We start from the raw sequence: 25948 nt of genomic DNA, 5'->3' as shown, positions 1-25948 counted from the left end.
TTAGCCCTCGTGTGCCTGAATCATCTCCCGCACCCGCGGGTAGATCGCCTGCGCGTAGCGCCTTCCGCTGAAGACGCCGTAATGGCCGACGCCCGTCTGCAGGTGGTGGCGCCGCATCGTCACCGGCACGCTGCGGCAGAGATCAAGCGCCGCCATGGTCTGGCCGATGCCGCAGATATCGTCGCGCTCGCCTTCGACGGTCATGACGGCGGTGCGGCGGATCGCCTCGGGCCGGACCGGGCGGCCCCGCCAGGCGAGACGGCCTTCGGGCAGCGCATGCTCCTGGAAGATGGTGGCGACCGTCTCGAGGAAGAATTCGGCCGGCAGATCCATCACCGCGAAATACTCGTCGTAGAAGCGGCGGTGCATGGCTGCCTTCGCCACTTCGCCATCGGCGATGTGCCAGACCTGCTGGTGATGCGCGTGCAGGTGCCGGCCGAGATTCATCGTCATGAAGGCGGCGAGCTGGAGCATGCCGGGATAGACCCGTCGCCCCGCGCCCCGGTACCGCCAGGGCACGCGGTCGATCAACCTCCGCTCGAACCATTCGATGGCTTGGGTCTTGGCCAGCTTGTTCACCTCCGTCGGTTGCTGGCGGGTGTCGATGGGCCCGGCCATCAACGTCATCGTGCGGGGGGAGCAGGGGTTGCGGTCCTCGGCCATCAGCGCGACGGCGGCGAGCACCGCGGCCACCGGCTGGCAGACGGCGAGCACATGGCCGCCCGGCCCGACCTGCTCGATGAAGCGCATGACATGCTCGATGAACTCATCGAGGCCGAAGCGCCCGGCCTCCACCGGGACATCCCGCGCATTGTGCCAGTCGGTGAGGTAGACGTCGTGGTCCTGCAGCAGCACCTGCACGGTGCCGCGCAGCAGGGTCGAGAAATGGCCCGACATCGGCGCCACCACCAGCACCCGCGGCAGGCGGATGTCGATCTCCTTCCTGAAATGCACGAGGCTGGCGAAGGGCGTGGCGGCGACGACGCGCTCCTCCACCTCCACCAGCCGGTTGCCGACGCGGACCGGGCCGATCTCGAAATCCGGGCGGCGATGGGTGATGCCGGCATGGCCGAAGGTCTGGAGCGTGCCTCGCAGCACGCGAAGCCCATCGAAGGCTGGATGCCGCGCCGGCATCCGGGAGAGGATGCCCGCCCAGCCCCGTGCCTGTAACCGCCAGGGGGAGAGCACGTCCTGGCCGGCCTGGAGCGTCTGATAGATCATCGGCGGTCCCTGTCGCGCCTCACCTTTGGCGGTACATCGTGACAGCAGAGCGCGGTTTCGCAACAGTGAACCGGCTGCTAGCCTGAGGCGGGGCAGCAGGGGAGAGCGGGATGTCGGAGACCAGGCGTCGCAGGACCCCCCGCCCGCCGCAAGCCTCCGAACCGCCGCAGGCGGTCCTCCGCATCAGCAGCCGCAACTACTCCTCCTGGTCGCTGCGCGGCTGGCTGATCCTCCGCCTCTCCGGCCTGCCCTTCGACACCGAACTGGTCTCGCCGGAGGATCCGGCGACGCGGGCGGAGCTGCTGCTGCAATCCTCCTCCATCCTCCTTCCCTGTCTGCTGCATGACGGCGCCGAGCTCTGGGATACGCTCGCCATCGCCGAATACCTGAACGAGCTACGCCCGGAGGCGGGGCTGCTGCCGGAGGAACGGCTGGCCCGGGCGCGCTGCCGCTCGATCTGCGGCGAGATGCATGCCGGCTTCCATGCGCTGCGCTCCTCCCTGCCGATGAATCTCCGCGCCCAGGTGCCCGGCTTTACCGTCTGGTCGGCGGCGCGCGCCGATCTGGAACGCATCTTTTCCCTCTGGCGCGACTGCCTAGGGCACTGGGGCGGGCCCTGGCTGTTCGGCGAGCGACCCTGCCTGGCGGATGCGATGTATGCCCCGGTCGTGCTGCGCTGCCGCAGCTACGACGTGGCGCTGGACGCAGCCTGCGAAGCCTACGCGCAGACCATCCTCGGGTGGCCCGAGGTGCAGGAATGGATCGCCGCGGCGCGGCAGGAGCCGGAGGCCCGCATCACCGAATTGGAATTCGACGCCGAATTCTGAGGCAGCCGCCGCACCGGGCAGGCCACGAACCGGGCCGCCACAAGAGTTTCGCTATCGGCAGGGCTGGGTGAGGCTGGCACTCTGGCGGCATGGCTCTTCCCCGTGCATTCGCTCCCCTCCGTCATTCCATCTTCCGCACGCTCTGGCTGGCGACGCTGGCCAGCAATATTGGCGGCTGGATGCAGAACACCGGCGCCGGCTGGCTGATGACCAGCCTCTCCCCCTCCCCCTTCATGGTCGGGCTCGTGCAGGCAGCGACCATGCTGCCGGTCTTCCTGCTTGCCCTGCCGGCCGGGGCGCTCGCCGATATCGTCGACCGGCGGCTCTTCCTGCTCGGCGCCCAGGCCTGGGTGCTGCTGATGGCGCTGATCCTCGCCGTGCTGACGGCGACGGATGCGATCGGTCCCTGGGGGCTGCTGGCCCTCACCTTCGCCATCGGGATCGGGAGCGCGATGAATTTCCCTGCCTGGGCCGCCACCACCAACGAGCTGGTGCCGCGCGAGGATCTGGTCGGCGCCATCGCGCTGAATGGCATCGGCTTCAATCTGGCGCGGGCGGTGGGGCCGGCGCTGGGCGGCTTCGCCATTGCCGCGGCAGGCCCGGAGGCGGCCTTCGGGCTGAATGCGGTCGCCTTCCTCGTGCTGATCCTAGCCCTGCTCTTCTGGCGGCGGACCGAGGCTCCACGGCGGATGCCGAAGGAGCACCTGCTCTCCGCCATGCGGGCCGGCATGCGCTTCGTCTCGGCAAGCCCGGCGATGCGGGCGGCGATCCTCAGGGCCTGCGCCTTCTTCCTCTTCACAGCGGCAGTCTGGGGGTTGCTGCCGATCCTCGTCCGGGAGCAGCTGGGCCTCGGCCCGCAGGCCTTTGGGTTGATGCTGGGTGTGATGGGCCTCGCGGCCGTCGCCGCCGGCTTCGCCCTGCCGGCGCTGCGCGGGCGGCTCGACCGCAGCGGCACGGTATTCTGGGCCTCCATCCTCGCCGCCGTCGCCATGGCGATTCTAGCCGTCTCTCACCACTGGGCGCCGGCGGCGCTCGGGATGCTGCTGTATGGCGCGGCCTGGATCACGGCCGGGAGCACCTTGGCGGCCGCGGCGCAGCTGGCTGCACCCGGCTGGGTGCGGGCGAGGGCGATCGCTATCTATCAGCTCAGTTTCTTCGGGGTGATGGCGCTCGGCTCGGCGCTGGCGGGCTGGCTCGGCGGCAGCTTCAGCGTGCCGCTCGCCCTCGGCCTGGCGGCGGCCGGCTGCGCCATCGCCGCCCTGCTGGTCAGGCCCTGGCGGATCGACAGCCTGGCGTTGAACGAGACACCCGCCGCCTCCGCCGCCATGCCGCAACCGGAGGCGCCGGCGGCCGAGCTGCGCGGCCTGCTGGGCGAAACCTCCGGCCGGGTGATGGAGGTGGTCCGCTACCGGATCGACCCGACGCAGCGCCGTACCTTCCTCGCTGCCATGCAGGAGGTCCGGCGCGTCCGCCTCCGGTCGGGGGCAGGGAATTGGAGCCTCTACGAGGATATCGCCCATCCGGAGCGCTGGGTGGAGCTATGGACAGTCGACAGCTGGACCGAGCACCTGCGCGAGGAATCCCGCATGACCGAGGCCGACCGCGCTGCCCTCGCTCGCGCCGCCAGCCTGCATCAGGGCGGCGACGGCGAGGCGCCGGAAGCGGCGCGCTTTCTCAACGTCCATCCTTGATCAGACGGCGTCGAGCTCTGGCGGCCTGCTCGTATTGTCGCGCTCGCTCTTCCACATCAGCAGTATCCCCCCGATGCAGGCCAGCAGCGAGGCGAGCTGGGTCTGGCCGATGGCGGTGAGTCCCGCTGCCACCAGCAGCGAGACGGCGATCGACAGCCAACTATTCGTCCGCAACACATGCGTCAGCCCGTCCATCACGCCACCTCCACGGTTGTCATGCGGCCGAGCTTGCGCGCCCCGGTATGGCTCCGGCATGACCGCGGGCTGACAGACGCCCCATCTTTGCTGGAACGACGCTGCACACGGGTTTGTCATTGCAGCCTCGCGCGTCCCGGGCGGGGCTTCTGCGCTGCGGCAGGGCAGCGGATGAGGCGCGGGGGGCTTCCCTCGGGCCTTGACGCTCCACATGATACCGTGACCGATTGGAGGAGTTATCCATGGCGAAAGCCGCCAAGACCCACACTACCCGTAACGACGTGCCGAGCAATGCGAAGCAGGTCTCGATCGGCGTCCTGCAGGCTTGCCTGGTCGACACGATCGACCTCTACAACGCCACCCGTCAGGCGCATTGGAACGTGAAGGGCCCGCATTTCGGCGAGTTGCACAAGCTGTTCGAGGAGTTCTACAACGCGCTTCAGGAGTCGACCGACGACCTGGCCGAGCGCATCGTCCAGCTCGGCGGCACCGCCAATGGCGTGACCCAGACCCTCGCCGCCAGCACTCGCCTGCCGCCCTACCCGACCGATGTCTATGCCGGCATGGACCATGTGGTTCAGCTTGCCGACCGCTATGCCATGGTCGGCAAGGCGCTGCGCGAGGGCATCGACACCACGGACGAGGCAGGCGACGCCGATACGGCCGACCTGCTGACCGAGCAGTCCCGCGCCGCCGACAAGATGCTGTGGATGATCGAGGCGCACCTGCCGCAGGACAAGGCTCCCTGAGCCGGGTATCCTGACAGGGGCGCTCCGAAAGTCACAGTGACGGACCGGGCGGCGGGGCAACCCGCCGCCCTCATTGTATCGGGCGCCTCTGGCGGCTATCTTTGCCGCAACAGGGGAACAAGACATGAACGACCTTTTCGGCGGCCGCCGCCCCGGTGGCAAGGGCGGCATCGCCACCACAACCGAAGCGGCCAGCTATTCCGCCAAGGATATCGAGGTGCTGGAGGGGCTGGAGCCCGTCCGTCGCCGGCCGGGAATGTATATCGGCGGCACCGACGAGAACGCGCTGCACCACCTCGCCGCCGAGATAATCGATAACGCCATGGACGAGGCGGTGGCCGGCCATGCCGACCGCATCGAGGTCACGCTGGAGCCGGACAACTGGCTGACCGTGCGGGACAACGGGCGCGGCATCCCGACCGACCCGCATCCGAAATTCCCAAAGCTCTCCGCCCTCGAGGTGATCTTCACCACCCTGCATTCAGGTGGGAAATTCTCCGGCAAGGCTTATGAAACCTCGGGCGGCCTGCACGGCGTCGGCTCCTCGGTCGTCAATGCGCTGGCGGAGCGGCTGGAGGTGGAGGTGGCGCGCGACCGCACGCTGTTCATCCAGGCCTATGCCCGCGGCAAGCCGCTCGGGAAGCTGAAGAATGCCGGGCCGATCCACAACCGGCGCGGCACCACCATCCGGTTCAGGCCGGACCCGGAGATCTTCGGCAAGCTCGACTTCTCCGCCGCCCGCCTCTACCGGCTTTGCCGCTCCAAGGCCTATCTCTACCGCGGCGTCGAGATCCGCTGGGCCTGCGACCCTTCGCTCGCCACTGGCGAGACGCCGGCCAGCGCCACGCTGCACTTCCCGGGCGGCCTGGCAGACTTTCTCGGTTCGGCGCTCGAGGGCCGCGGCCAAGTCGTCCCCGCCCCCTATGTCGGCGAGGCGACCTTCCCCGAGGGGGCAGGGCGTTGTGAGTGGGCAGTGACCTGGCTGGAGCAGGGCGACGGCTTCCTTTCCACTTACGCCAACACCATCCCGACCCCGCAGGGCGGCACGCATGAGGCCGGGCTGCGCGGCGCGCTGGTGAAGGGCCTCCGCGCCTATGGCGAGCTGAAGAAGGAGAAGCGCGCCGCCAGCGTCACCGCCGAGGATCTGTTCGGCGGCCTCGCCGGCATGTTGAGCGTCTTTGTCCGGGACCCGCAATTCCAGGGCCAGACCAAGGAGAAGCTGACCAGCCCCGAGGCCACGAAGCTGGTCGAGACGGCGCTGCGCGACCATTTCGACCATTGGCTCGCAGGTGACCCGACCACCGCCGGCAACCTGCTGATCTGGGCGATGGAGCGCGCGGAGGAACGCATCCGCCGCCGCGAGCAGAAGGACACGCCGCGCAAGTCGGCGACGCGGAAGCTTCGGCTCCCTGGCAAGCTGGCCGATTGCTCCCGTGAGAGCGCGGAAGGCACGGAGCTTTTCCTCGTCGAGGGCGATTCGGCGGGCGGCTCGGCAAAGCAGGCGCGCGACCGCGAGACCCAGGCGGTGCTCCCCTTGCGCGGCAAGATCCTGAACGTCGCCTCCGCCTCGGCCGACAAGCTGCGGCAGAACCAGGAGCTGAAGGACCTGATCGAGGCGCTCGGCTGCGGCGCCGGCGAGCGCTTCGACCTCGGCCGCCTGCGCTACGGCCGCATCGTCATCATGACCGATGCCGATGTGGACGGCGCGCATATCGCCGCGTTGCTGATGACCTTCTTCTACAAGGAACTGCCGGAGCTGGTGCGCCAGGGGCGGCTCCACCTCGCCCAGCCGCCGCTCTACCGGCTGCAGCATGGCGGCAAGTCGGTCTATGCGATGAACGATGCCGACCGCGAGCGCATCCTGAAGCGCGAGTTCAAGCCAAGCCACAAGGTCGAGGTCAGCCGCTTCAAAGGCCTTGGCGAGATGCCGCCCTCGGCGCTGAAGGAGACGACGATGGACCCGAAGCGCCGTACCCTGCTGAAGGTCGTTCTCCCGCCCGAGGAGCGCACCCGAACCGCGGAGCTGATGGAAGCACTGATGGGGCGAAAGCCCGAGCTGCGCTTCAAATTCATTCAGGAGAATGCGGCGAAGCTCGACGAGGCGGAGGTGGATGTATGAAGTAGTCAGCACTATCGTTGATCGGTCATACCACATCGCAAGCCGCGACGCTGGTCTCCTGCTCGACAAGGATCAACGATGACTACATCTATTCGCGCCTTGCTCGGCTTCCTGGCCGCGGCGCTTTCCGTGCTGACCTTTCATCAAGGCATGTGGGGGCTGCTGTATCTTGCCGGCTGGATGGCGCGGCCGCCCTATCCGTTGAATCCGTCCGGCCCGCTCGGCGTGCCGCTGCTGCTGAATTTCTGCTTCTGGGCTGGGCTCTATGGCATGGTTTACGGGCTGGCGCTGCCGCGGCTGGTGCGGATGCCAGGCTGGCTCAGCGGCCTGCTGCTCGGCCTGCTGGCGGCGCTGGTCGGCTGGTTCGTCGTTGCGCCGTTGAAAGGCCAGCCGGTGGCCGGCGGCTTCGATCCGACGCGCATGCTGATCTCCGTGCTCATCAACGGTAGCTGGGGAGTCGGGGTCGGCATCATCCTGTCGATGTTGCTGCCCAAGGCTGCGCAATCGCGGCTGGCGTCGTTGCGCCGATAGAGGGCATTATCGGCACTCCGGAAGGCTGAGGAGCGGCATGGCAAGGCGAGGCGGGCGCCTGGACAATCACAGGCGCGTCGGTCTCGCCGGGCATTTGCTCGGGCTGGTTCTGACGGTGCTGGTGCCGAGTCTCGCCCTCGGCGGCGCCACGGCATGGCATCTGGCCGGGCTCTACCGCGCTGCCTCCGAGGCGCGGCTCAACGATACCGCCCGTGCCCTGGCGCTGGCGGTGGATGGTGAGTTGGAGATTTTCCAGACCGCCGTCCTTGCCCTGGCCAGTTCGCCGCTGCTCCGGCTCGAGGATATCCGTCCCTTCCGCGCCTGGGCGGTGACGGCGACGACGCGGCTCGGCGGCGCCGTGGCGGTGCATGAAGCGGCGCCGGGCTACCCGCAGTTGCTGAACACCTTGCATCCCGAGGGTGCGGCGCCTCGCCCGGCCCCGACGCCGCCAGCCACCGCCGACTTGGTCCAGCGCAGCTTGCTGACCCGACAGCCCACCATCGCCAACCTGCTCGAGAACCCGGCCTCCGACCGTCCGCTGGCCGCCGCCGCGGCACCGACGCCGGATGCCCAGGCGGTGGTGGCGATGGCGATCCCAGCGGAGCGGCTTGCCCGGCTGCTGGCCGATCAGAGACCGAACGGCGGCGCCGTCGTCGCCATCGTCGATGCGCAAAACCGAATTGTCGCCCGTTCCGGCGAGTACGGGCGCCTCTCCGGCGGCGACGCGGCCATCGTCACCGTACCTTTAGGCAGCGGGACCGATACGAGCGGCATGTTCCGGGTCGTCGCCGAGGATATGCCGCTGCTTTATGCCTTCCGTCGCCTGCGCCGTGCACCCGGCTGGAGCGTCGTCGTCGGCGAACCCCTGGCGGACTACCGGACGAGCTGGCTGCGGCCGCTGCTGGTCCTGCTCGCGGGCGGTGGCCTTGCGCTCGGGCTCGGGCTCGGCCTGGCGCTCGCGCTTGGGCGGCGCATTCGCAGCCCCGTCCTCGCCTTGGTACGGCGGGCCGATGCGGCGGCGAGCGGGCCCGCCGTGGCCGAGCCGCTCGCCCTGCCGCAGAGTTCCGTCGCGGAATTCGAGGAGCTGCGCCAGGTGATGGAGCGGGCCGATGCCGCGTTGCGCGCCGGCGAGGCCGAATTCCGCGCCGCCTTCGAGCAATCCGCCGTGCCGATGCAGCAGACCGATTGCGCCACAGGCTGTTTTCTCCGCGTCAACCGCGCCTTCTGCCAGTTGCTTGGGCGGCCGGCGGAGCAGCTCATCGGCCTGCCCTTCACCGAATTCACCCATCCGGAGGACCGCGAGGTCGATCTCGCCGGCTTCTGGCGCATGGCGCGAGGCGAGGTGCCCTCATACGAAGGCGAGAAGCGATTCGTCCGGCCGGACGGCTCTGTGCGCTGGGCGCGCATCGCCTCGTCCCCGGTGCGCGATTCGCAAGGTCATCCGGTCCGCACCATGGCGGTGGTGCTCGACGTGACCGCGCAGCACGAGGCGGAGGCGGCGCGCCGCAGCAGTGAGGCCTGGATGCGCCTGGCCCAGGAGGCTGGCGGCATCGGCTCCTGGGACACTAATTTCGAAACCGGCACGACCCGCTGGTCGGACGAGAACTACCGGCTCTGGGGCCTCGAACCCGGCACACCGATCCAGGAGCAGTTCATCCTGTCGCTGGTGCATCCCGATGACCAGCGAGCCATGATGCGCCAGCAGCAGGTCGTGCTGGACCCGGACGGTCCGCATCCGGTGGAGGTCGAATTCCGCATCCGCCGCGCCTCGGACGGGGCGGAACGCCGCCTTCTCTCGGTCGGCGAGCGGAGTTACGCCGCCGACGGGCACCTCATCGGCCACCGCGGCATCATCCAGGACGTGACGGAGCGGCGTCAGGCGGAGGAGGATCTTCGCCGCAGCGAGGAGCGGCTGCGCCTGGCCCAGGAGGCCGGCGGCATCGGTTCCTGGGAATGGGAGGTGGTGACGGGTGCGCTTTACTGGTCGGAGAGCTGCCACCGCCTGCATGGCACCGATCCGGCGCAACCCCTCACCGATGCCGCCTGGCGCGAGCTGATCTCCGAGGAGGACCGCCTACGCGTGGAATCGATGCTGGACGCCACGCTCGCCGGGACCGCCACCGTCTGGGAGACGGAATTCCGCATCGTCCGCCCGAACGATCGCGCCGTCCGTTGGATCAACGGCCGCGCCAGCGTCCTGCGCGACCCGGCAAGCGGCCAGGCCGTGCGCTTCATCGGCGTCGCCATCGACGTGACCGAGCGGCGCGAGGCGGAGGAAAGGCTGCGGCTGCTGGCCCGCGAAGTGGACCACCGGGCCAAGAACGCCCTCGCCGTGGTGCAGGCGGCGTTGCGCCTGACGCCGAAGAACGATGCCGCCCGCTATGCCCAGGCGGTCGAAGGGCGGGTGAACAACCTTGCCCGGGTGCACAACCTGCTGGCCCAGGCGCGCTGGTCCGGCACCAGGCTGCACCAACTGGCCGAGGGAGAGTTGGCGCCCTTCCTCCCCGCCCGCACCGGCGGCGATGTACGGGCGCCACGGGTGGTGCTGGACGGCGCCGCCGTGTTGCTCGGGCCGAGCGCGGCGCAGGCGATCTCCATGGCGCTGCACGAGCTGGCGACCAATGCGACGAAGCATGGCGCGCTCTCGGCGCCGGGCGGAGTGGTGCGGCTGTCCTGGGCGCTCGACCATCCGGCCGGGCTGCTGCGAATCCGCTGGACCGAGACAGGCGGTCCGCCGATCACCGCGCCCCCGGAGCGCCGCGGCTTTGGCAGCCGGGTCATGGAGGGGACCATCCGCGACCAGCTGGGAGGAGCGGTCCGTCACGACTGGACCGCGGCCGGGCTCGACTGCACGCTGGAAGTGCCGCTTGGCCGGCTGGCCTCCGATCTCGACGAGGGCGCTTCGGACCGGCCGCTCTTCGCCCAGATCAAGGATTGATCAGGCGGCGCTCGGTGCCGGCACCTGAAGCCAGAAGAGGCTGCCGGGCCGTCCGTCTGGCCGGTCGGCATGCCCGACCTCGCCACCGAGCTGCACGGCGAGCCGGGCCGAGACCGAGAGGCCGAGGCCGAGGCCCCGCCCCACCTGACCGCCCGGATCGTGATGGGCGAAGTCCTGGAAGAGCTTGTTGCGTAACCCGGCTGGGACGCCAGGACCGTGATCCAACACCTCGGCCCGCAGCAACCCACTTGCCGCCTGCCAGGAGAGCCGCAGCCGCACCTCGCCGTCGCGGCTGAACTTCACCGCATTCTCGAGGAGGCTACGCAGGATCTGCCGCAGCCGCCGTTCATCCGTGCGCACCCGCGGCGGTAGGGCGGGGCCGGCCTCAAGTACCAGGGCAAGGCCGGCCTCGGCGGCGGCGGGACGGACGAGGTCGAGGCAGGCTTCTCCCAGCCCAGCAGGGTCGATGTCGCCCAACTGCGGCGCCTCGGTCTCGAGCCGCGTCGCCTCGAGCAAGCGTGAGGCGATCGCGTTCAGCCGCCAGCCGGCGCGGCCGATATCCTCCACCTGATCGCGGAGCGCGGGTGGCAGGCGCGGGTCGATCAGCAATGCCTGGGCCCAGCCGAGCACGCTGTTGAGCGGCGCCCGCAACTCATGACTGGCGGCGCCGAGGAACCAGCTCTTGGCGGCGCTCGCCGCCGTCGCCGCGTCGCGGGCCTCGATCAGCTCGCGCTCCTTCGTCCCCAGGCGCTCGGCCATCCGTGCCACCTGGGCGGCGAGCGCGGCGAGTTCGGGTGCCGAGAACTGGCCAAGCCGCGCCCGGGCGGAGAGATCGCCGTCGGCCAGCCGGTCGATGGTGCGGCGGAGGGCGGCGATCGGACGGATCAGCAGCCACTCGCCGCCGGCCAGGCCGACCAGCAGGACCAACAAGCCGGACAGGGCGAGGACTAGGTAGGAGCTGCGGCTCTCCGCCTCGATCGGGCCGAGGATAGCCGAAGCCTCGCGGCCCACGAACACCCAGGCGCCCGAGGCCTCGACGGGGGCGAAGCCGAAGACGATGGGGCGGCCGTCGAGGCCGGGAGCCAGGACGTGGCCGTTCCGGTTGGCGCGGGCGGCGGTGACGACCGGGCCATCCCCGAAGCTTCTGCCAATCGCCTCCGGAACCGGCGGGTAACGCGCCACCAGCATGCCCTGACCGTCGACGATGCCGATGCGCCGCTCATCCTCTAACCGGGCGATGAGGCTTTGCAGCAGCCATTCCGGGTCGAGTGCGGCCACCACAAGCACCTCGACCGAACCGTCCTCCCGCCGCAGCACAGGTTCCACCGCATAGAGGCTGGGCTGTGCGTTGCGCGCCCGCGAGGCAGCCAGGTCGGAGAAGACGAATTGCCGGGTCGCCAGCGCCTGGCGGAGATGCGGCTGGTCGCCGACATTGAGGCCGGGCACGGTCGGGTTGGTGCTGCAAAGCACATACCCATCGGCGCGGATGACAGAAAGGCTGACCAGCCAGCCGGCTGTTGGCAGCAAGCGCCGCAGCGTATCGGCGCAGGCCGCTCCCTCACCGTAGCGGATTTCGGGAATTGCCGCCAGGGTGGTGACCAGCATGCGGGTCTGGACAATCAGAGCATCAAGCTCCCGCGCACCGGCCTTCGCTTCGTCTTCGGCGCGGAGCTCCGCGAGGTGCAACCGCTCGCGGGCACGGCTTTCGAAATAGGCGCCAGCCAGCAGGGCGGGAATGGCCATGCTCATCAATGCCAGAGCGAGGACGCGGGAGCGGATACCAACGCGGGAGACCGTGGGCACGAGCGATGGCGAAGCCCCATCAACGGTGCCGGAAGACGCCGGAACGGGATCGGCCGGCATGATGTCTCCGAAGAGGGTGGAGAAGGGGGCAGGAACCGTATGGTTGATCACCCGTCTACTGCAAATTCTCCCGCGCCGCGAGTATGGCTTTCGGCATGCTCTCCGAAGTTATGCAAACTGATCTAATTGCAACAGGTCAGTCCAAGGTCGCGGCGGTATCTGTCGGCAGAGGTGGGGCTTTGCCCCCGAGGAGGGGAATATCCAACTCCACCTCGATCCCCTCGGCGGACCAGCCCTGCCTGACCTTGCCGCCAAGCTGGGCCCTGACCGTCCCGTCCAGGACCCGCGAGCCGAAGCCGCGCCGGCTCGGGCTGCCCGGCACCGGCGGTCCGCCCCTTTCCCGCCATTCAAGGCGGAGGAGGAGCCGTTCCATGGGCTCGACGCGCCAGCGCACCACCACAGTCCCACCGCGACGCCCAAGAGCACCGTGCTTTACCGCGTTGGTCGCCAACTCATGGAATGCCATGGAAAGCGCCGGGCAGCCGCCGGCCAGAGCAGGACCGGTGGCCCGGTCAGCCGGGCACGAGGGGCGCCGGCCCCTTCGGCGAGGAAGGGAGCCAGTTCGCCCTCCAGCAGGGTGCGCAACTCGGCGCCGCTCCAGCGGCCACGGGCCAGCAGGGTCCGCGCGCGGGCCAAAGCGGCGACGCGGCCCTCGACGGCGCGCGTATAGGCATCCGAATCTTCTTTCGGGGTCAGTCGCAGCGCAGCCTGCACCACGGCAAGGGCGTTCTTCGCGCGGTGATCGACTTCGCGGGCCAGCAGCGCCTGGCGCTCCTCCGCCTGTTTGCGTTCGGTGATGTCGCGGGTGATGCCGGCGATCCGCACTGGCCGACCGGTCACCCTGTCCCGGTCGGCGACGGCACCATGCGTCTCGGCCCAATGCCAGTCCTCATCCCCAGCGGTCCGCAGACGGTATTCAACGGCAAATTCCTCGAAACGTCCCTCAGCAATGCCGGCGAGCCAGCCATCGACCCCTGCGCGATCCTCGGGATGAATGCGGCCGAGGATATCCGATAGCGGGATTTCCTCGAACGTCAGGCTGGTCTGACGGACTGATGCGCTGCGCCGGACAATGCCGGTATCGATGTCGATCTCCCAGGACACCAGTCCGGCGGCGGCGACGGCGAGGCGCAGCCGGGACTCGCTTTCGCGCAGCGCCTCCTCGGTACGTCGGCGCTCGGTGATGTCGAGCACCACGTCCATCACGCGGGTCGGGCGTTTCATCGCATCGACGATGAATTCGGTCCGCAGCATCAGCCAGCGCATCTCACCATCCGGCCGCAGGTAGCGGAACTCGGCTTCGAGGAACTGCTCGCCATTCGCCAGCGCCGCCGCCCAGGCGACCCGGAGCCGGGCGCGCTCGCCCGGGGCGAAGCGCGCGCGGATCGTGTCGAGATCCGGCAACGCGTCATCCGGGAAGCTCAACAGCCGAGCCAGTTCGGCGGAGCCGGTCACGCGGCCCTGGAGCAGGTCGGCGTCCGAGACTGCCATGCGCCCGGCGCCGAGCGCGAGGCGCAGCCGCGTCTCGTTGGAAAGGCGCTCCTCCTGCATCTGCCAACGCTCGGTCACGTCGCGCAGCGTACCGACGAGCCGGACGGCGGCGGTTCCTGCCGCCCGCTCGGCGAAGACCGGCTCGCCCTGGATCACCACCTGGCGCACCGTGCCGTCCGGCCGGCGGATGCGGCAGGCCAGGTCGAGTCGGGCCCGCCGCTCCGGGTCGCGCGCTTCACGCAGGGCCTGGATCATGCGGCGACGGTCGCACGGCCGGACCAGCCGCCAGGCCAATGCGAGCGTCACCTCGGCGGCCGGATCGAGGCCGCAGATGGCCGGTACATGCAAGGTGCAGATCAGACGGTCGGCGCTCAGCGTCCAGTCCCAGATGCCGATCTCGGCCGCGGCGGTGGCCAAGGCGAGGCGCGCCTCGCTCTCGGCCAGCGCTGCCTCGGCCTCGCGCTGGGCGGTTACGTCGGTGAGTGCCTCCAGCACCGGGACGGGCCGGCCCTCGGCATCGCGCCGGAGCACCTTGCGGGCGGCGACGATCAGGCGGCGGCCGTCGCGCGCCACTTGGCTCAGATCGCCGCTCCATTCGCCCGTGTGTCCGAGCGCCGCCAACACCTCGTCCACCGGCACCGGGAATTGCGTACCGAGCAGTTGATGCGCGGATCGGCCGAGCGCCTCCTCCGCTGTCCAGCCATAAAGGAGGGCGCAACCGCCAGACCAGTAGCGGATGGTGCCGTCCAGGTCGCGCGCCATGGAGTTGCCGAGGTCGAGCGTCGCCAGCAGATCGCGCAGCCGCACCTCGCTCGCTTGCAGCGTTTCGGTGGCGCGGTGGACCATAGTGCGATCGCGGAATGCGACCCCCACCCCCAGCCCGTCGGCGGTCGGGAAGATGATGTATTCAAGCCAGCGTTCGGGGCGGATCGTGCCCGCCATCTCCGCCCGCACCGGGCGCCGATCCGTCATCGCTTGGCGCAGCAGGGGGCCGAACGGAGCCGCGGCCGTAGTGGGGAAGACCTCCCAAATGGATCGGCCTAGAAGGATGTTGATGGGCTGACCGAAATAGGCGGAGGCGGCTTCATCGCAGGCGAGGAAACAGAAGTTGCTGTCCAGGACATAAGAGCAATCACCGAGGGCCTGGAACACGCTCGCCGTGACTTCGACCTCACGCAAGGCGATCAGGGCCAAATCGGCGTTCTCCCGAGCGTAGGGGCGGTCCGTAACTGCAGATCATAAAATTTTGCTACTATCGCATGGACTATTTGCCCGTCCGTGCCACAGAACACCCAAATGATGCGTTTGTTCTCGTCAGGCAACTTTCACGGGAAATATCCCTGACGAAAATCGCGTCGAACTTTACATTTGAATCACCTTTTTGCGAGAATCAGCCTACTAGCCACTGATCACGGTATTTCGTCGCATGCGTCGAAGAACCGGTCCAAAATCGCATCGACATGGAAATGCTGCACACCGATCCGCGCCGGTGGAGCAGGCGAACGGGTTCCGGCTCGCCGCCCGTCCGCTGAACTGGCTCCTTGTCTGGCTGCTGGTTGCGGCGATCGGCCTGCCGGCCTTTCTGCTCGCCGCGAGCGGCTGGCTAGCATGGCAGGACGCCTGGAGAGAGGCACGGAACGAGGTGGCGCAGGGGGCGGATGCCGGCGCGGAATACGCGACGCGGTTGCTGCTCAACTACGGCATCGGCGCCAGCCGCCTCGACGACCTCTTGCATGGACTGAGCGATGCCGAGGTCCTGGTGCAGGCTGCCGCCTTGCGGCCGATGGCCCGGGCTCTGAACGCCGAACTACCCCATCTCGGTAACGCGGCCGTCTTCGACCGGCACGGTGCGATGCTGCTGGCGACGGACGACTACCCCCTGCCGCCGGGCGCGAGCGGGCTGGACCGTGATTTCTTCGCGGCGATGCGCAAACCCGGTGCGCCGCCACTGCATCTCAGCGACGCTTTCGCCAGTCCGCTGCACGGCAGGGCGATCCTCTCCATCACCCGGCGGCGGACACGGACGGGCAACCCGCCCATGGTCGACGGATTCGATGGGGTGATCAACATAGTCGTGGAGCCGGAGGCCATCGCCGAAGGACTGCGGCGACTGCGTGCCACCGGGGACGACATCATCGCCCTTGTGGGCAGCGATGGCAGCATTCTTGCCCGCACAGGCAGCCTCGCCGCTCCGCTGCCGGCGACGGCGCAGCTTCTGGCCATCGGCGCGGCCGGGATCGAACGGGCGGTCGTCGCCGGCGATGCCGCGCTCGACGGCAAGCCCTGGCTGATCGGCCTTCGCCGGCTGGAAGGCTTCCCGGCCTATGTCGCTGCCCTCCGCCCCCGCGCTGCGATCGTCGCCGCTTGGCGCGAGACGATGCTGCCGCAGCTCGCCATCGCCTTGCCGGCGATGCTGGCACTGCTTGGCCTCACCGCCTTGGTTTGGCGCGGCCAGCGCCGGCTGATCGCCGCCAATGACCGGCTTGAGACACGGGTTGCCGAGCGCACCGCCGCGTTCGCCGAGATCTCGGAAGCGCTGGACCTGACCCCCTGCATGATCACGGATCTGGAAGGCGTCATCCTGCATTGGTCGGAGGGCTGTGCGCGGCTCTACGGATACAGCCGCGAGGAGGCGCTCGGCCGGCCGGTGGCTGCGCTGTTGTGCACCGAATTCGCCGCGGGCGGCCGCGAGGGGTTGCTGGCCACGTTGCTGCGGCATGGGCAGTGGCAGGGCGAGCTGCGGCAGTACCGGCGCGACGGCATCCCGATCGTCATCAGTGCCCATTGGGCCTTGCGCCGCGACCCACAGACCGGCATGCCGCAATCCATCGTCAGCACGCGGACCGATCTCAGCGCCCTGCACCAGGCGGAGCACGCGCTCCGCCGCAGCGAGGCGCGGCTGCAGCGGGCGCAGGAGGCGAGCGGGGCGGTGGCCTTCGAGCTCGCCGAGGATGGCTCCGTGGTTGCGGATGCCGCCATGCCGGGCCTCTTCGGCCTGTCGCCGACCGAGCCGCTGACGCTAGCCAGGCTCGCCTCCCGCCTGCATCCGGAGGATTGCCGGCTGCTCGCCAGCACTTATCGCGGTTTGGGGCGACATGGCGGCGGCTTCAACCTGGAATTCCGCATCAGCCAAGCAGATGGCAGCTTTCGCTGGCTGCTGGCGCGCGGCGAGGCTCAGCCGCGCCATCCGGGGCATTTCGCTCCACGCCTGGCCGCCGGCATCATCCTCGACGTGACCCAGCGGCACAGTGCCGAGGCGGCCCTGGCGGCGAGTGGGGAGCGGCTCCGCCTGGCCCAGGAGGCGGCAGGCTTCGGCATCTATGATCACGACTTCCGTACCGGCGCCGTCACCTGGGACAGCCGGATGCGCGCCTTCTGGGGGCTGGCGGAGGCAGTGCCAATAACCAGCCGCCATCTGCTCGCCGGCCTCCATCCGGAGGACAGGGCATTGCGGCGGGCTGCCATGCGCCGCGCCAAGGACCCGAAGGGGCCGGGCACTTACCAGGCCGAATTCCGGGTGCTGGGCGGCGAGGCGCAGGAGGAGCGCTGGATCTTCACGATCGGCCAGGTGCATTTCGAACATGGCTGGCCGGTGCGGCTGACTGGCCTCGCCCTCGACATCACCGCCCGCAAGCGCACCGAGCAACGCAACGAGCTGCTGATGCGCGAAGTCGACCATCGCGCCAAGAATGCCCTCGCCGTCGTGCAGGCGGCGCTGCGGCTGAGCCGGGCGGAGACGCCGGCGGAACTGGTTCGGATCATCGAGGGGCGCGTCGCGGCGCTGGCCCGAGCGCAGACCATCCTCGCCCGCCGCCGCTGGGAAGGAGCGGAGTTGCATGCGCTGCTGGAGGGCGAGCTGGCCGCCTTCCTCACCGGCATCCGGCTCGACGCGCCACGGGCCGAATTGCAGGGGCCGGCGGTGACCATCGCGCCCCATGCCGCGCAGCCGCTCAGCATGGCGGTGCATGAGCTGGCGACCAATGCGATGAAATACGGCGCCCTCTCGCGCCGCGGCGGGCACCTGCAAGTCAGCTGGCGGCTCGATGCCGCGCAGCGGGTGCTGAGCCTGCTCTGGCGCGAGCGCGGCGGGCCGGAGGTTGCGAATCCGGCCCGCCGCGGCTTCGGCTCCCGCGTCATCGAGCAGACGGTGCAGGTGCAGCTTGGCGGCACGGTAACGCGGCGCTGGCTGCCGGGCGGGCTGGTCTGCGAGATCACCATGCCGCTCGCGCGCCATGATGGAGTGGAAGCGGCGGAGAAGGCGGCGGCCTGAGGATCAGGACAGAAGCCAGTCGCGTAGCAGCCCGGTCACCGCCTCTGGTGCCTCCATCGGCGGCAGGTGGCCGCAGCCGGGGAGGCGGTGCAGCCGGGCGCCGGGAATGCCGGCGGCGATCTCCTCGGCCAGGTCCGGCGGCGTCAGCTGGTCGGCCTCCCCGACCGCGACCAGCGTCGGCAGGCGCAGCCGGGGCAGATCGGGACGCGAATCGGGGCGGCTGAGGATCGCCGCCTGCTGGCGCAGGAACGCATCCCGCCCGACGCGTTCTGCCATCGCCATCACCGCCTGGCCGACCGGCCCATCCAGCCGGTCCGGGTGGACGAGTTGCGGCAATAGCCTTGGGGTGACGCCCTTGAACAACCCGCTGCGGGCGAGCGAGATCAGCGCGCGGCGGCGGCGCACCTGCTCCGGCGTATCGGGCCGGGCGGAGGTGTCCAGCAGGGCGAGCCGCGTCACCCGCTCCGGCGCCTGGCGCAGGAGCTCGAAGGCGAGGTAGCCGCCCATGGACAGCCCGGCCAGGGCGAAGCGCGGCGGGGCCGAGGCCAGGGCGCGCGCGGCCATGGCGGCGAGGCTGTCATCCTGCGCCACATCGGCGACATGGCACCGCGCCACGCCGTCGAGACCGGTGATCTGCGCCTGCCATAGCGCGGCATCGCAGAGCAGGCCGGGCAACAGGAGGAGATCGATGGGGTCTGGCATGGCGATCCTGCCTCTACGAGGCGGGAAAAGCCGGGACAAGCCCCGCCGCGCCTTGATTTTCAGGCGCTGTTGGCGCATATGCGCGGCGGACCTGGAACGGCAGTCTTGGAATAGGACGAGCCGGGCGTCGGTTTTCGGCCATGTGGGCCGCCATGCCGCCGCTGTCCCGGCGAAGGAACCGACCGCACTTGACCGACACCCCCGACCGGCCCGCTTCTGACGCGGCCGAGACTGCGCACAACGAACATCAGGCTGAGGGCCATCAGGCCGAAACCATGCCCGCCGCAGCCATGGCGGCTGAGCCCGCGCCTGCGCCGGCGCCCGAGGATGCGCCCGAGTCCCTGATGGCGGAGAGCGCCCCTGCGGTCATAGAACCTGCCGCCGAGGCCCCTGCCGCCATCCCTGACCCGGCCGAGTTGCCGCCGCCGGCGATCGACGCCGCCGCGGAGCCGGAGGCGGAGCAGGACGACGAAGAGGAGGAGAGCGAGGACGAGGAGGAGGACGGCGAGGACGAGACGCCCCGCACCACCTTCGCCGATCTCGGCCTCTCCGAGCCGATTCTCCAGGCCGTCGCGGAGGCTGGCTACGTTTCGCCGACGCCGATCCAGGAAGCCGCCATCCCCATCGTGCTGATGGGCCGCGACGTGCTCGGCTGCGCCCAGACCGGCACCGGCAAGACCGCCGGCTTCACCCTGCCGATGCTCGACATCCTGGCCAGCGGCCGAGCCAAGGCGCGCATGCCGCGCAGCCTGATCCTCGAGCCGACGCGCGAGCTGGCGCTGCAGGTTGCCGAGAATTTCGTGAAGTACGGCAAGCACCTCAACCTGGTGCATGCCCTGCTGATCGGCGGCGAGAGCATGAACGACCAGCGCGCCGTGCTCGAGAAGGGTGTCGACGTGCTGATCGCGACGCCGGGCCGCCTGCTCGACCTGTTCGAGCGCGGCCGCATCCTGCTCGCCGACTGCAAGGTCCTCGTCATCGACGAGGCCGACCGCATGCTCGACATGGGCTTCATCCCGGATGTGGAGCGGATCGTCTCCATGCTGCCGCCCATGCGGCAGACGCTGTTTTTCTCCGCCACCATGGCGCCGGAGATCAGGAAGCTCGCCGACGCCTTCCTGCAGAACCCGAAGGAGATCTCGGTCTCGGCACCTGCCAGCGTGGCGACGACCATCACCGCCGGCCTGCTCTGGACGCGCGAGCTCGACAAGCGTGAGGCGCTGCGCCGCCTCATCCGCCGCGAGGAGGTGCAGAACGCCTTGATCTTCTGCAACCGGAAGATCGAGGTAGATGTCCTCTACAAGTCGCTCAAGCGGCACGGCTTCTCGGTCGGCGCGCTGCATGGCGACATGGACCAGCCGAGCCGCTTCGCCACGCTGAACAAGTTCAAGGCGGGCGAACTGCAGCTGCTGGTCTGCTCGGATGTCGCCGCGCGCGGCATCGATATCGGCGGGCTCAGCCACGTCTTCAATTTCGACGTGCCCTTCCACGCCGAGGACTATGTCCACCGCATCGGCCGCACCGGCCGGGCGGGCAAGCAGGGCGCGGCCTTCACCATCGCCACGCCGGATGATGCGCGCAACGTCGCCGCCATCGAAAGCCTGACCGGCAAGCCGATCCCGCGCATTGAGGTCGAAGGCCTCGACCCGATCAGCAATGAGGAGATCGCCGAGGCGGCCTCCCGGCCCAAGCGCGGGCGCGGCGGCAGCGCCGGCCGTGGCGGCGGGCGCGAGCGGGATCGCGGCAGCCGCGACCGCCGTCCGGCGCCGCAGGCCGACCGGCCGGAGCGCGGCGGGCGTGACCGCGACCGCCCCGAGCGGAGCCGTGGCGAACGTGATCGGCCCGAGCGCAACCGCGACCGGGACCGTGCCCCCGTCGCCGCCCGCGAGGAGCGTCCAGCCCGCGACGAGCGCCCGGTCCGCGAGGAGCGGGCGCCGCGTGAGGAGCGCCGCTGGGATCGCGAGGCGCCGCGCCGGCGCGACCGGGACCGCGACGATCTCGGCCCGTCGGTGGTCGGCTTCGGCGATGCCGTGCCCGCCTTCATGCTGATCCCCATTCCCCGCCCGCGCCGCGACCAGCAGCCGGAGCATGAGGCCGAGGCGGCGTGATCCCCGGCCCGCGGGCAATATCCCGCGGGCGCCTTGCTACCCGTTGTCCGACCGCGCCCCAGGCGCCAAATACCCGCGGCAGAAGAGCCCCGAGGAGCCAGCCATGAACGTCGTCACCCAGCCCCCCAAGCGCCTGGCCAGCTTCGCCTGGGAGGACGCGCTGCTCCTCGAGGACCAGCTCACCGAGGACGAGCGGATGATCCGCGAGTCGGCGCATCAGTTCTGCCAGGAGAAGCTGTTCCCCCGCGTCCTCATGGCGAACCGGCACGAGAAATTCGACCGGGAGATCATGAACGAGTTCGGCGAGATGGGCTTCCTCGGCGCCACGCTCGAGGGCTATGGCTGCGCCGGCGTCTCCTATGTCGCTTACGGACTGATGGCGCGCGAGGTCGAGCGGGTCGATAGCGGCTACCGCTCGGCCTTCTCGGTGCAGTCCTCGCTGGTGATGTACCCGATCCATGCCTTCGGCTCGGAAGCGCAGCGGGAGAAATACCTGCCGAAGCTGCGCACCGGCGAATGGGTAGGCTGTTTCGGCCTGACCGAGCCAGATGCCGGCTCCGATCCCTCCTCCATGCGGACGCGGGCGAAGAAGGTCGATGGCGGCTACCTGATCTCCGGTTCCAAGACCTGGATCACCAACGCGCCGATCGCCGACCTCGCCGTGGTCTGGGCGAAGGACGATGAGGGCATCCTGCGCGGCTTCGTCCTCGAGAAGGGGATGAAGGGCCTCACCTTCCCGAAGATCGAGGGCAAGTTCTCGCTCCGCGCCTCGACCACGGGCATGATCATGATGGACGAGGTCTTCGTCCCCGAGGAGAACCGGCTGCCGGGCGTGAAGTCCCTCGCAGGCCCCTTCTCCTGCCTCAACCGGGCGCGCTACGGCATCGCCTGGGGTGCCCTCGGCGCTGCCGAGTTCTGCTTCCATGCGGCCCGTGAATACACGCTGAACCGCACCATGTTCGGCCGCCCGCTCGCCCAGACCCAGCTGGTGCAGAAGAAGCTCGCCGACATGGAGACGGAGATCAGCCTCGGCCTGCAGGCCGTGCTGCGGGTCGGCCGGCTCTTCGATGAGGGCAAGGTGGCGCCGGAGATGATCTCCCTGGTCAAGCGCAACAATTGCGGCAAGGCGCTCGACATCGCCCGCGTCGCGCGGGACATGCATGGCGGCAACGGGATCGTGGACGAGTACCACGTCATCCGCCACGTCATGAACCTCGAGACGGTGAACACCTACGAGGGCACGCATGACGTCCATGCGCTGATCCTCGGCCGGGCGATCACCGGGCTGAACGCCTTCGGGGGCTGATGGCGCTGCGGTGTTCAGCGCCCATGACGTGGCCGAGCTGGAGCGGACGATCCAGCTTGCCATCGCGCCGGCCTTCCTGCTGACCGGCATCTTCTCGGCGCTGAACGTGCTGGCCGGGCGGCTCGCCCGGCTGATCGACCGGGGAGGGCCATCCGCAATGGCCTCTTCCCTGCCCCTCTCGGCGAGCGGCGGCGCCTCGCCGAGCGGGCCTGGCTCATTTATCGCGCCATCACCTGCTGTGTGCTGGCCGCCATGGCGCTTTGCATGCTCATCGTCCTCTCCTTCGGCGGCGCCTTCCTCGGCCTTGCCGTGGCCTGGGTCCTGGCCGGGCTGCTGATCGGCGCGATGCTGCTGCTGGCCTCGGCGCTCGGCTTCTTCCTGGCCGAGGTGCGTGTCGCCTCCCACCATTTGCCGCTCACCGGCGACGAAGGCTGATCCTGTGGAATTGCTGATCGACTCGATGGGCGCGGCCGGCGACGGCGTGGCGCAGGCGGCCGGCGGCCCGGTCTTCCTGCCGCAGACGCTGCCTGGCGAGCGGGTGCGGGCGCGCCTGTCCGGCAAGCGGGCCGAGGTGGACGCCTGGCTGGAGGAAAGCCCGGCACGCGTCGCGCCGCCCTGCCGGCATTTCCCCACCTGCGGCGGCTGCGTGCTGCAGCACTGGGCGGCGGAGCCCTATGCCGAATGGAAGCGCGGCAGGCTGGTCGAGGCGCTTGCCCGCGCCGGCTTCCCCGATGCCCCGGTTGCCCCGCTGGTGACGACGCCACGGAATTCCCGGCAGCGCGCCGATCTCGGGCTGGAGCGGCTACCCGACGGCAGGGTGCAGATCGGCTTCCACCAGCGCGGCACCACGGCGCTGGTGCCGATGCTGGAATGCCATGTGCTGCAACCCGGGCTGGTCGCGCTGCTCGGGCCGCTGGCCGAGACGCTCCGCCATATCGAGGGCCTGCGCCGCCTCGGCTCGGCCGTGATCAACATGCTGGCCAGCGGGCCGGACATTCTGCTCCGTACCGATGCGCCGCTCTCCATGCCGGATCGCCGCCTGCTGGCCGCTTTCGCCACGGCGCAACGCATCCCGCGCATCGCCTGGGGTGGCAAGGGCGGGCCGGCGGAAGTGGCGGCCCAGCTCGGGCCGGTGCGGCACCTGCTGTCCGGCGCGCAGGTGGTGCCGGCGCCGGGTGCCTTCCTACAGGCGAGCCCGGAGGGTGAGGCGGCCATCATTGCCGCGTTGCTGGAGGGGCTGCCGCGCAAGCTCCCCGGGCGCGCGGCCATCGCCGATCTCTATGCCGGACTCGGTACGCTGAGCCTCCCGCTCGCCGCGCGCGCCCGGGTCACCGCCTTCGAGGCGGTGCCGGAGGCGGTCGCGGCCCTCGGCACGGCGGCGGGCAAGGCCGGGCTGCGGGTGAAGGCCGTGCGGCGCGACCTCGACCGGCAGCCGCTGGCGGGGCCGGAACTGCGCGAATTCGCCGCTGCGGTGCTGGATCCGCCTTATGCCGGCGCGGCCGAGCAGACGGCGCTGCTGGCCCGCGCCGGAGTGCCCTCCATCCTCTATGTCTCCTGCAACCCGGTCGCCCTGGCGCGCGATGCGAAGCCGCTGAAGGCTGCCGGCTACCGCGTCTCCATGGCGGTGCCGGTGGACCAGTTCCTTTGGTCGCCGCATTTGGAGGCAGTAGTCGCCTTCACGCGCTGATCGAGGTGCGGAATGGCTTGATCCCGGATGGTCCCTCCCCACCAATAGGCGGCGCGACATTCGCAGGAGAGAGTCATGACCGACACCACCAGCCGCCGCCTAGCGCTCGGCGGCTTTGCTGCCGGGCTGGCCGCCCCGGCCCTGCTGCGGAGCGCCGCGGCGCAGACCGCGCCGGCGGCCCCAGCCCCAGCTCAGGTGTCGCAGGCGCCCGGCTTCTACCGCTTCAAGGTCGGCAGCTTCACCGTCACCACGGTGCATGACGGCTTTTTCGTGCGGCCGCTGGAGGGCTTCATCCGCAACGCGCCGCTTGCCGAGGTGCAGAAGGTGCTGGCGGAGAGCTTCCTGCCGACCGACAGCTTCCGCATCCCCTTCACCGTCACCTTCCTCGACACCGGCAGCCGGCTGGTGGTCTTCGACAGCGGCAACGGCGTGCTGCCCGCGACCGCGACCCAGGGGAAGATGATCCAGAACATGGCCGCGGCCGGCATCGACCCGGCCAAGGTCGATCTGGTGGTGATGAGCCATTTCCACGGCGACCATGTGAACGGGTTGCTGAACGGCGCCGGCGCTGCCGCCTTCCCCAATGCCGAGGTCGTCGTCCCCGCTGCCGAATGGGCCTGGTGGAGCGACACCGGCAACGAGACGCGTAGCCCGGAGGGCCAACGCGGCAATTTCGCCAACAGCGCCCGCCGCTTCGCACCCTACCAGAGCAAGATCCGCCAAGTGGCGGCGGGGGCGGAGGTGATCCCGGGCATCCAGGCGGTCGCCGCCCACGGCCATACGCCGGGCCATACCTGCTACCTCATCGCCGACGGCAGCGCCCAGGCGATGTTCGTCGCCGATACCAGCAACCGGCCGGAGTTGCTGGCGCGGCGGCCGGAATTCCACGCCATCTTCGATTTCGACGCGCAGATGGCCGAGGCAGCACGGCGCAAGATCTACGACCAGGTGGCGGCCGACCGGATCCGCATCACCGGCTACCACTTCCCCTTCCCGGCGAATGGCTATCTCGCCAAGGACGGCAACGGCTACCGCTTCGTCCCGGCGGAGTGGTCGAGCAGCGTCTGAGGCGCGGCGGCCATGATGCGGCGCCGGCCGCGCCATGGCCGCCCGGATGCCGCCGGCGATCGGGACCGGCCGCGTGGAATGGGCTGCGCGGATATCACCCAGCCGTCGCATCGGCGACATTGCAGCGTCACGGAACGCGGGCTATCCGCTGACCCTTATGGAAGCCGTGGCCCGCGACCCGATCGAAGCCCTTCGCCCCCGCCGCCTGCGGCGGAAGAAGCCCCTGCGGTTCAAGAGCAGCCTGCCCGGCGGCCGGTTGTTCGACGTCTTCGAGGACCGGCCGCTCGGCGGCCGCGTCCGGGCAGTGCGGCGCATCGCCTCGGTGCTGCTCTGGACGGTGATCTCCATCCCCATCCAGGCGGTGCTGCTGCTGCTCCCGGGACGGCCGAAGGTGGTCTTCGCCAGGGTCTATCACGCGGTGCTCTGCCGGCTGATCGGGCTGCGGGTGCAGGTGATTGGCAAGGCGGCGCAGGGCAAGCCGGTCCTCTTCCTCGCCAATCACAGCTCCTGGCTCGATATCCTGGTGCTGGGCGGCACGCTGGAGGGCTGCTTCGTCTCCAAGGCAGAGGTGGGCACCTGGCCGCTGATCCGCACCGTGGCGCGGCTCGGCCGCACCGTCTTCGTCAGCCGCAGCCGTGGCCGTACGGGCTCGGAAGCGGAGGCGATGAAGGGGCGGCTCACCGCCGGCGACAGCCTGATCCTCTTCCCCGAGGGCACCAGCAGCGACGGCACGCGGGTGCTGCCCTTCCGCAGCGCCTTCCTGGCGACGGCAGGCTCGGCACGGCAGGTGCAGCCGGTCTCGCTGGTCTATGACCGGCTGGGCGGGCTACCGGCCTGCCGGCGCGACCGGCCGCTCTTCGCCTGGTATGGCGACATGTCGATCGCCAGCCATTTCTGGCGGCTGGCACGGCGTAGCGGGGCGCGGGCGACGGTGGTGCTGCACGAGCCCTTCAGCCCTTCGGCCATGCCCGACCGCAAGGCGATGGCGGCGGCGAGCTGGACCACCGTCTCCACCGGCGCAGCGCTGCTGCGGCAGAACCGGCCGGCCGCGCCCCTGGCGACGGTGTGACCAGAGCAGGCTTGACCCGGACTGCCGCGAAGCCCGACGCTTCCCTCACCATGCGATTCTCGCCCTCCTCCGGGGCGATGCCCCGGCCCTTCGCCGCTTGACCGCGGCCTCCT

Annotated in this window: 19 protein-coding genes; 13 read left to right on the top strand and 6 right to left on the bottom strand. The window is 69.9% G+C overall.

What is annotated here, in order from left to right:
• A complete protein-coding gene (locus tag EP26_RS00600) occupies window positions 1–1221 on the bottom strand; it encodes a polyhydroxyalkanoate depolymerase (RefSeq protein ID WP_043334508.1) in 1221 nt (406 codons plus the stop codon).
• 110 nt (window positions 1222–1331) lie between these two features.
• Here EP26_RS00600 and EP26_RS00595 point away from each other — a divergent pair, with 110 nt between their 5' ends.
• On the top strand, window positions 1332–2048 hold the full coding sequence (locus tag EP26_RS00595; RefSeq protein WP_052388624.1) for a glutathione S-transferase: 717 nt from the start codon (window positions 1332–1334) through the stop codon (window positions 2046–2048).
• A gap of 89 nt (window positions 2049–2137) precedes the next feature.
• The gene (locus EP26_RS00590) at window positions 2138–3739 is read left to right on the top strand and encodes an MFS transporter (RefSeq protein ID WP_043334506.1); all 1602 of its coding nucleotides are present in this window, start codon (window positions 2138–2140) and stop codon (window positions 3737–3739) included.
• Here the strand turns inward: EP26_RS00590 and EP26_RS00585 are convergent, their stop codons facing one another.
• Window positions 3740–3934, bottom strand: a complete 195-nt coding sequence (locus tag EP26_RS00585; protein ID WP_043334502.1) for a hypothetical protein — start codon at window positions 3932–3934, stop codon at window positions 3740–3742.
• Between the two features lie 242 nt (window positions 3935–4176).
• On the opposite strand from EP26_RS00585, the gene dps reads away from it, so the two are divergent.
• The 4 genes from dps (at window position 4177) to EP26_RS00565 (ending at window position 10271) form a co-directional block, all read left to right on the top strand.
• Window positions 4177–4683, top strand: a complete 507-nt coding sequence (gene dps, locus EP26_RS00580; protein WP_043334499.1) for a DNA starvation/stationary phase protection protein Dps — start codon at window positions 4177–4179, stop codon at window positions 4681–4683.
• A gap of 124 nt (window positions 4684–4807) precedes the next feature.
• Window positions 4808–6802 (top strand): DNA topoisomerase IV subunit B, encoded by a 1995-nt coding sequence (parE, locus tag EP26_RS00575; protein WP_043334497.1) that lies wholly within the window; start codon window positions 4808–4810, stop codon window positions 6800–6802.
• A 99-nt stretch (window positions 6803–6901) separates the two neighbouring features.
• Window positions 6902–7333, top strand: a complete 432-nt coding sequence (locus EP26_RS00570) for a hypothetical protein (RefSeq protein WP_052388623.1) — start codon at window positions 6902–6904, stop codon at window positions 7331–7333.
• A gap of 37 nt (window positions 7334–7370) precedes the next feature.
• Complete coding sequence (locus EP26_RS00565) at window positions 7371–10271, top strand: PAS domain S-box protein (RefSeq protein WP_043334490.1); 2901 nt, start codon at window positions 7371–7373, stop codon at window positions 10269–10271.
• Here EP26_RS00565 and EP26_RS00560 read toward each other — a convergent pair whose 3' ends face one another.
• The 3 genes from EP26_RS00560 to EP26_RS31540 form a co-directional block, all read right to left on the bottom strand.
• Entirely contained in the window at window positions 10272–12014 is a 1743-nt protein-coding gene (locus tag EP26_RS00560; RefSeq protein ID WP_043334488.1) for a sensor histidine kinase, read from the bottom strand. It abuts the gene before it with no gap.
• 256 nt (window positions 12015–12270) lie between these two features.
• Window positions 12271–12507 carry a hypothetical protein gene (locus EP26_RS31545; protein ID WP_157033357.1) on the bottom strand — a complete coding sequence of 79 codons (237 nt, stop codon included), beginning with the start codon at window positions 12505–12507 and terminating at the stop codon, window positions 12271–12273.
• A 59-nt stretch (window positions 12508–12566) separates the two neighbouring features.
• Window positions 12567–14819, bottom strand: coding sequence for a PAS domain S-box protein (locus tag EP26_RS31540; RefSeq protein ID WP_052388621.1), 2253 nt, complete (start codon window positions 14817–14819; stop codon window positions 12567–12569).
• 295 nt (window positions 14820–15114) lie between these two features.
• Between EP26_RS31540 and EP26_RS31535 the strand changes: the two genes are divergently transcribed.
• Window positions 15115–17895, top strand: a complete 2781-nt coding sequence (locus EP26_RS31535) for a PAS domain-containing protein (RefSeq protein ID WP_052388620.1) — start codon at window positions 15115–15117, stop codon at window positions 17893–17895.
• 3 nt (window positions 17896–17898) lie between these two features.
• Here the strand turns inward: EP26_RS31535 and EP26_RS00545 are convergent, their stop codons facing one another.
• Entirely contained in the window at window positions 17899–18597 is a 699-nt protein-coding gene (locus tag EP26_RS00545) for an alpha/beta fold hydrolase (protein WP_043334486.1), read from the bottom strand.
• Between the two features lie 275 nt (window positions 18598–18872).
• Between EP26_RS00545 and EP26_RS00540 the strand changes: the two genes are divergently transcribed.
• The 6 genes from EP26_RS00540 (at window position 18873) to EP26_RS00515 (ending at window position 25835) form a co-directional block, all read left to right on the top strand.
• Complete coding sequence (locus tag EP26_RS00540; protein WP_245624252.1) at window positions 18873–20705, top strand: DEAD/DEAH box helicase; 1833 nt, start codon at window positions 18873–18875, stop codon at window positions 20703–20705.
• A gap of 103 nt (window positions 20706–20808) precedes the next feature.
• Window positions 20809–22011 (top strand): acyl-CoA dehydrogenase, encoded by a 1203-nt coding sequence (locus EP26_RS00535; protein ID WP_043334484.1) that lies wholly within the window; start codon window positions 20809–20811, stop codon window positions 22009–22011.
• Between the two features lie 150 nt (window positions 22012–22161).
• Window positions 22162–22446 (top strand): DUF2721 domain-containing protein, encoded by a 285-nt coding sequence (locus EP26_RS32890; protein WP_084112225.1) that lies wholly within the window; start codon window positions 22162–22164, stop codon window positions 22444–22446.
• Window positions 22447–22450: 4 nt separating this feature from the next.
• Window positions 22451–23698, top strand: a complete 1248-nt coding sequence (locus EP26_RS00525; RefSeq protein WP_245624250.1) for a class I SAM-dependent RNA methyltransferase — start codon at window positions 22451–22453, stop codon at window positions 23696–23698.
• Window positions 23699–23773: 75 nt separating this feature from the next.
• Complete coding sequence (locus EP26_RS00520) at window positions 23774–24766, top strand: MBL fold metallo-hydrolase (RefSeq protein WP_043334481.1); 993 nt, start codon at window positions 23774–23776, stop codon at window positions 24764–24766.
• 157 nt (window positions 24767–24923) lie between these two features.
• On the top strand, window positions 24924–25835 hold the full coding sequence (locus EP26_RS00515; protein ID WP_043334704.1) for a lysophospholipid acyltransferase family protein: 912 nt from the start codon (window positions 24924–24926) through the stop codon (window positions 25833–25835).
• The last annotated feature ends 113 nt before the right edge of the window (window positions 25836–25948 follow it).

Source organism: Belnapia moabensis DSM 16746 (genome assembly GCF_000745835.1).
GTDB classification, from domain to species: domain Bacteria; phylum Pseudomonadota; class Alphaproteobacteria; order Acetobacterales; family Acetobacteraceae; genus Belnapia; species Belnapia moabensis.
This window is presented reverse-complemented; position numbering and strand designations above follow the sequence as displayed.

Excerpts from the sequence above, each read along its gene's own strand:
- EP26_RS00545 (WP_043334486.1), bottom strand. The coding sequence starts at position 18,597 with ATGCCAGACCCCATCGATCTCCTCCTGTTGCCCGGCCTGCTCTGCGAT.
- EP26_RS00565 (WP_043334490.1), top strand. The coding sequence starts at position 7,371 with ATGGCAAGGCGAGGCGGGCGCCTGGACAATCACAGGCGCGTCGGTCTC.
- EP26_RS00535 (WP_043334484.1), top strand. The coding sequence starts at position 20,809 with ATGAACGTCGTCACCCAGCCCCCCAAGCGCCTGGCCAGCTTCGCCTGG.
- EP26_RS00590 (WP_043334506.1), top strand. The coding sequence starts at position 2,138 with ATGGCTCTTCCCCGTGCATTCGCTCCCCTCCGTCATTCCATCTTCCGC.
- EP26_RS31545 (WP_157033357.1), bottom strand. The coding sequence starts at position 12,507 with ATGGAACGGCTCCTCCTCCGCCTTGAATGGCGGGAAAGGGGCGGACCG.
- parE (WP_043334497.1), top strand. The coding sequence starts at position 4,808 with ATGAACGACCTTTTCGGCGGCCGCCGCCCCGGTGGCAAGGGCGGCATC.
- dps (WP_043334499.1), top strand. The coding sequence starts at position 4,177 with ATGGCGAAAGCCGCCAAGACCCACACTACCCGTAACGACGTGCCGAGC.
- EP26_RS00515 (WP_043334704.1), top strand. The coding sequence starts at position 24,924 with ATGGAAGCCGTGGCCCGCGACCCGATCGAAGCCCTTCGCCCCCGCCGC.
- EP26_RS00560 (WP_043334488.1), bottom strand. The coding sequence starts at position 12,014 with ATGGCCATTCCCGCCCTGCTGGCTGGCGCCTATTTCGAAAGCCGTGCC.
- EP26_RS00520 (WP_043334481.1), top strand. The coding sequence starts at position 23,774 with ATGACCGACACCACCAGCCGCCGCCTAGCGCTCGGCGGCTTTGCTGCC.
- EP26_RS00600 (WP_043334508.1), bottom strand. The coding sequence starts at position 1,221 with ATGATCTATCAGACGCTCCAGGCCGGCCAGGACGTGCTCTCCCCCTGG.
- EP26_RS00595 (WP_052388624.1), top strand. The coding sequence starts at position 1,332 with ATGTCGGAGACCAGGCGTCGCAGGACCCCCCGCCCGCCGCAAGCCTCC.
- EP26_RS00585 (WP_043334502.1), bottom strand. The coding sequence starts at position 3,934 with ATGGACGGGCTGACGCATGTGTTGCGGACGAATAGTTGGCTGTCGATC.
- EP26_RS00540 (WP_245624252.1), top strand. The coding sequence starts at position 18,873 with ATGCCCGCCGCAGCCATGGCGGCTGAGCCCGCGCCTGCGCCGGCGCCC.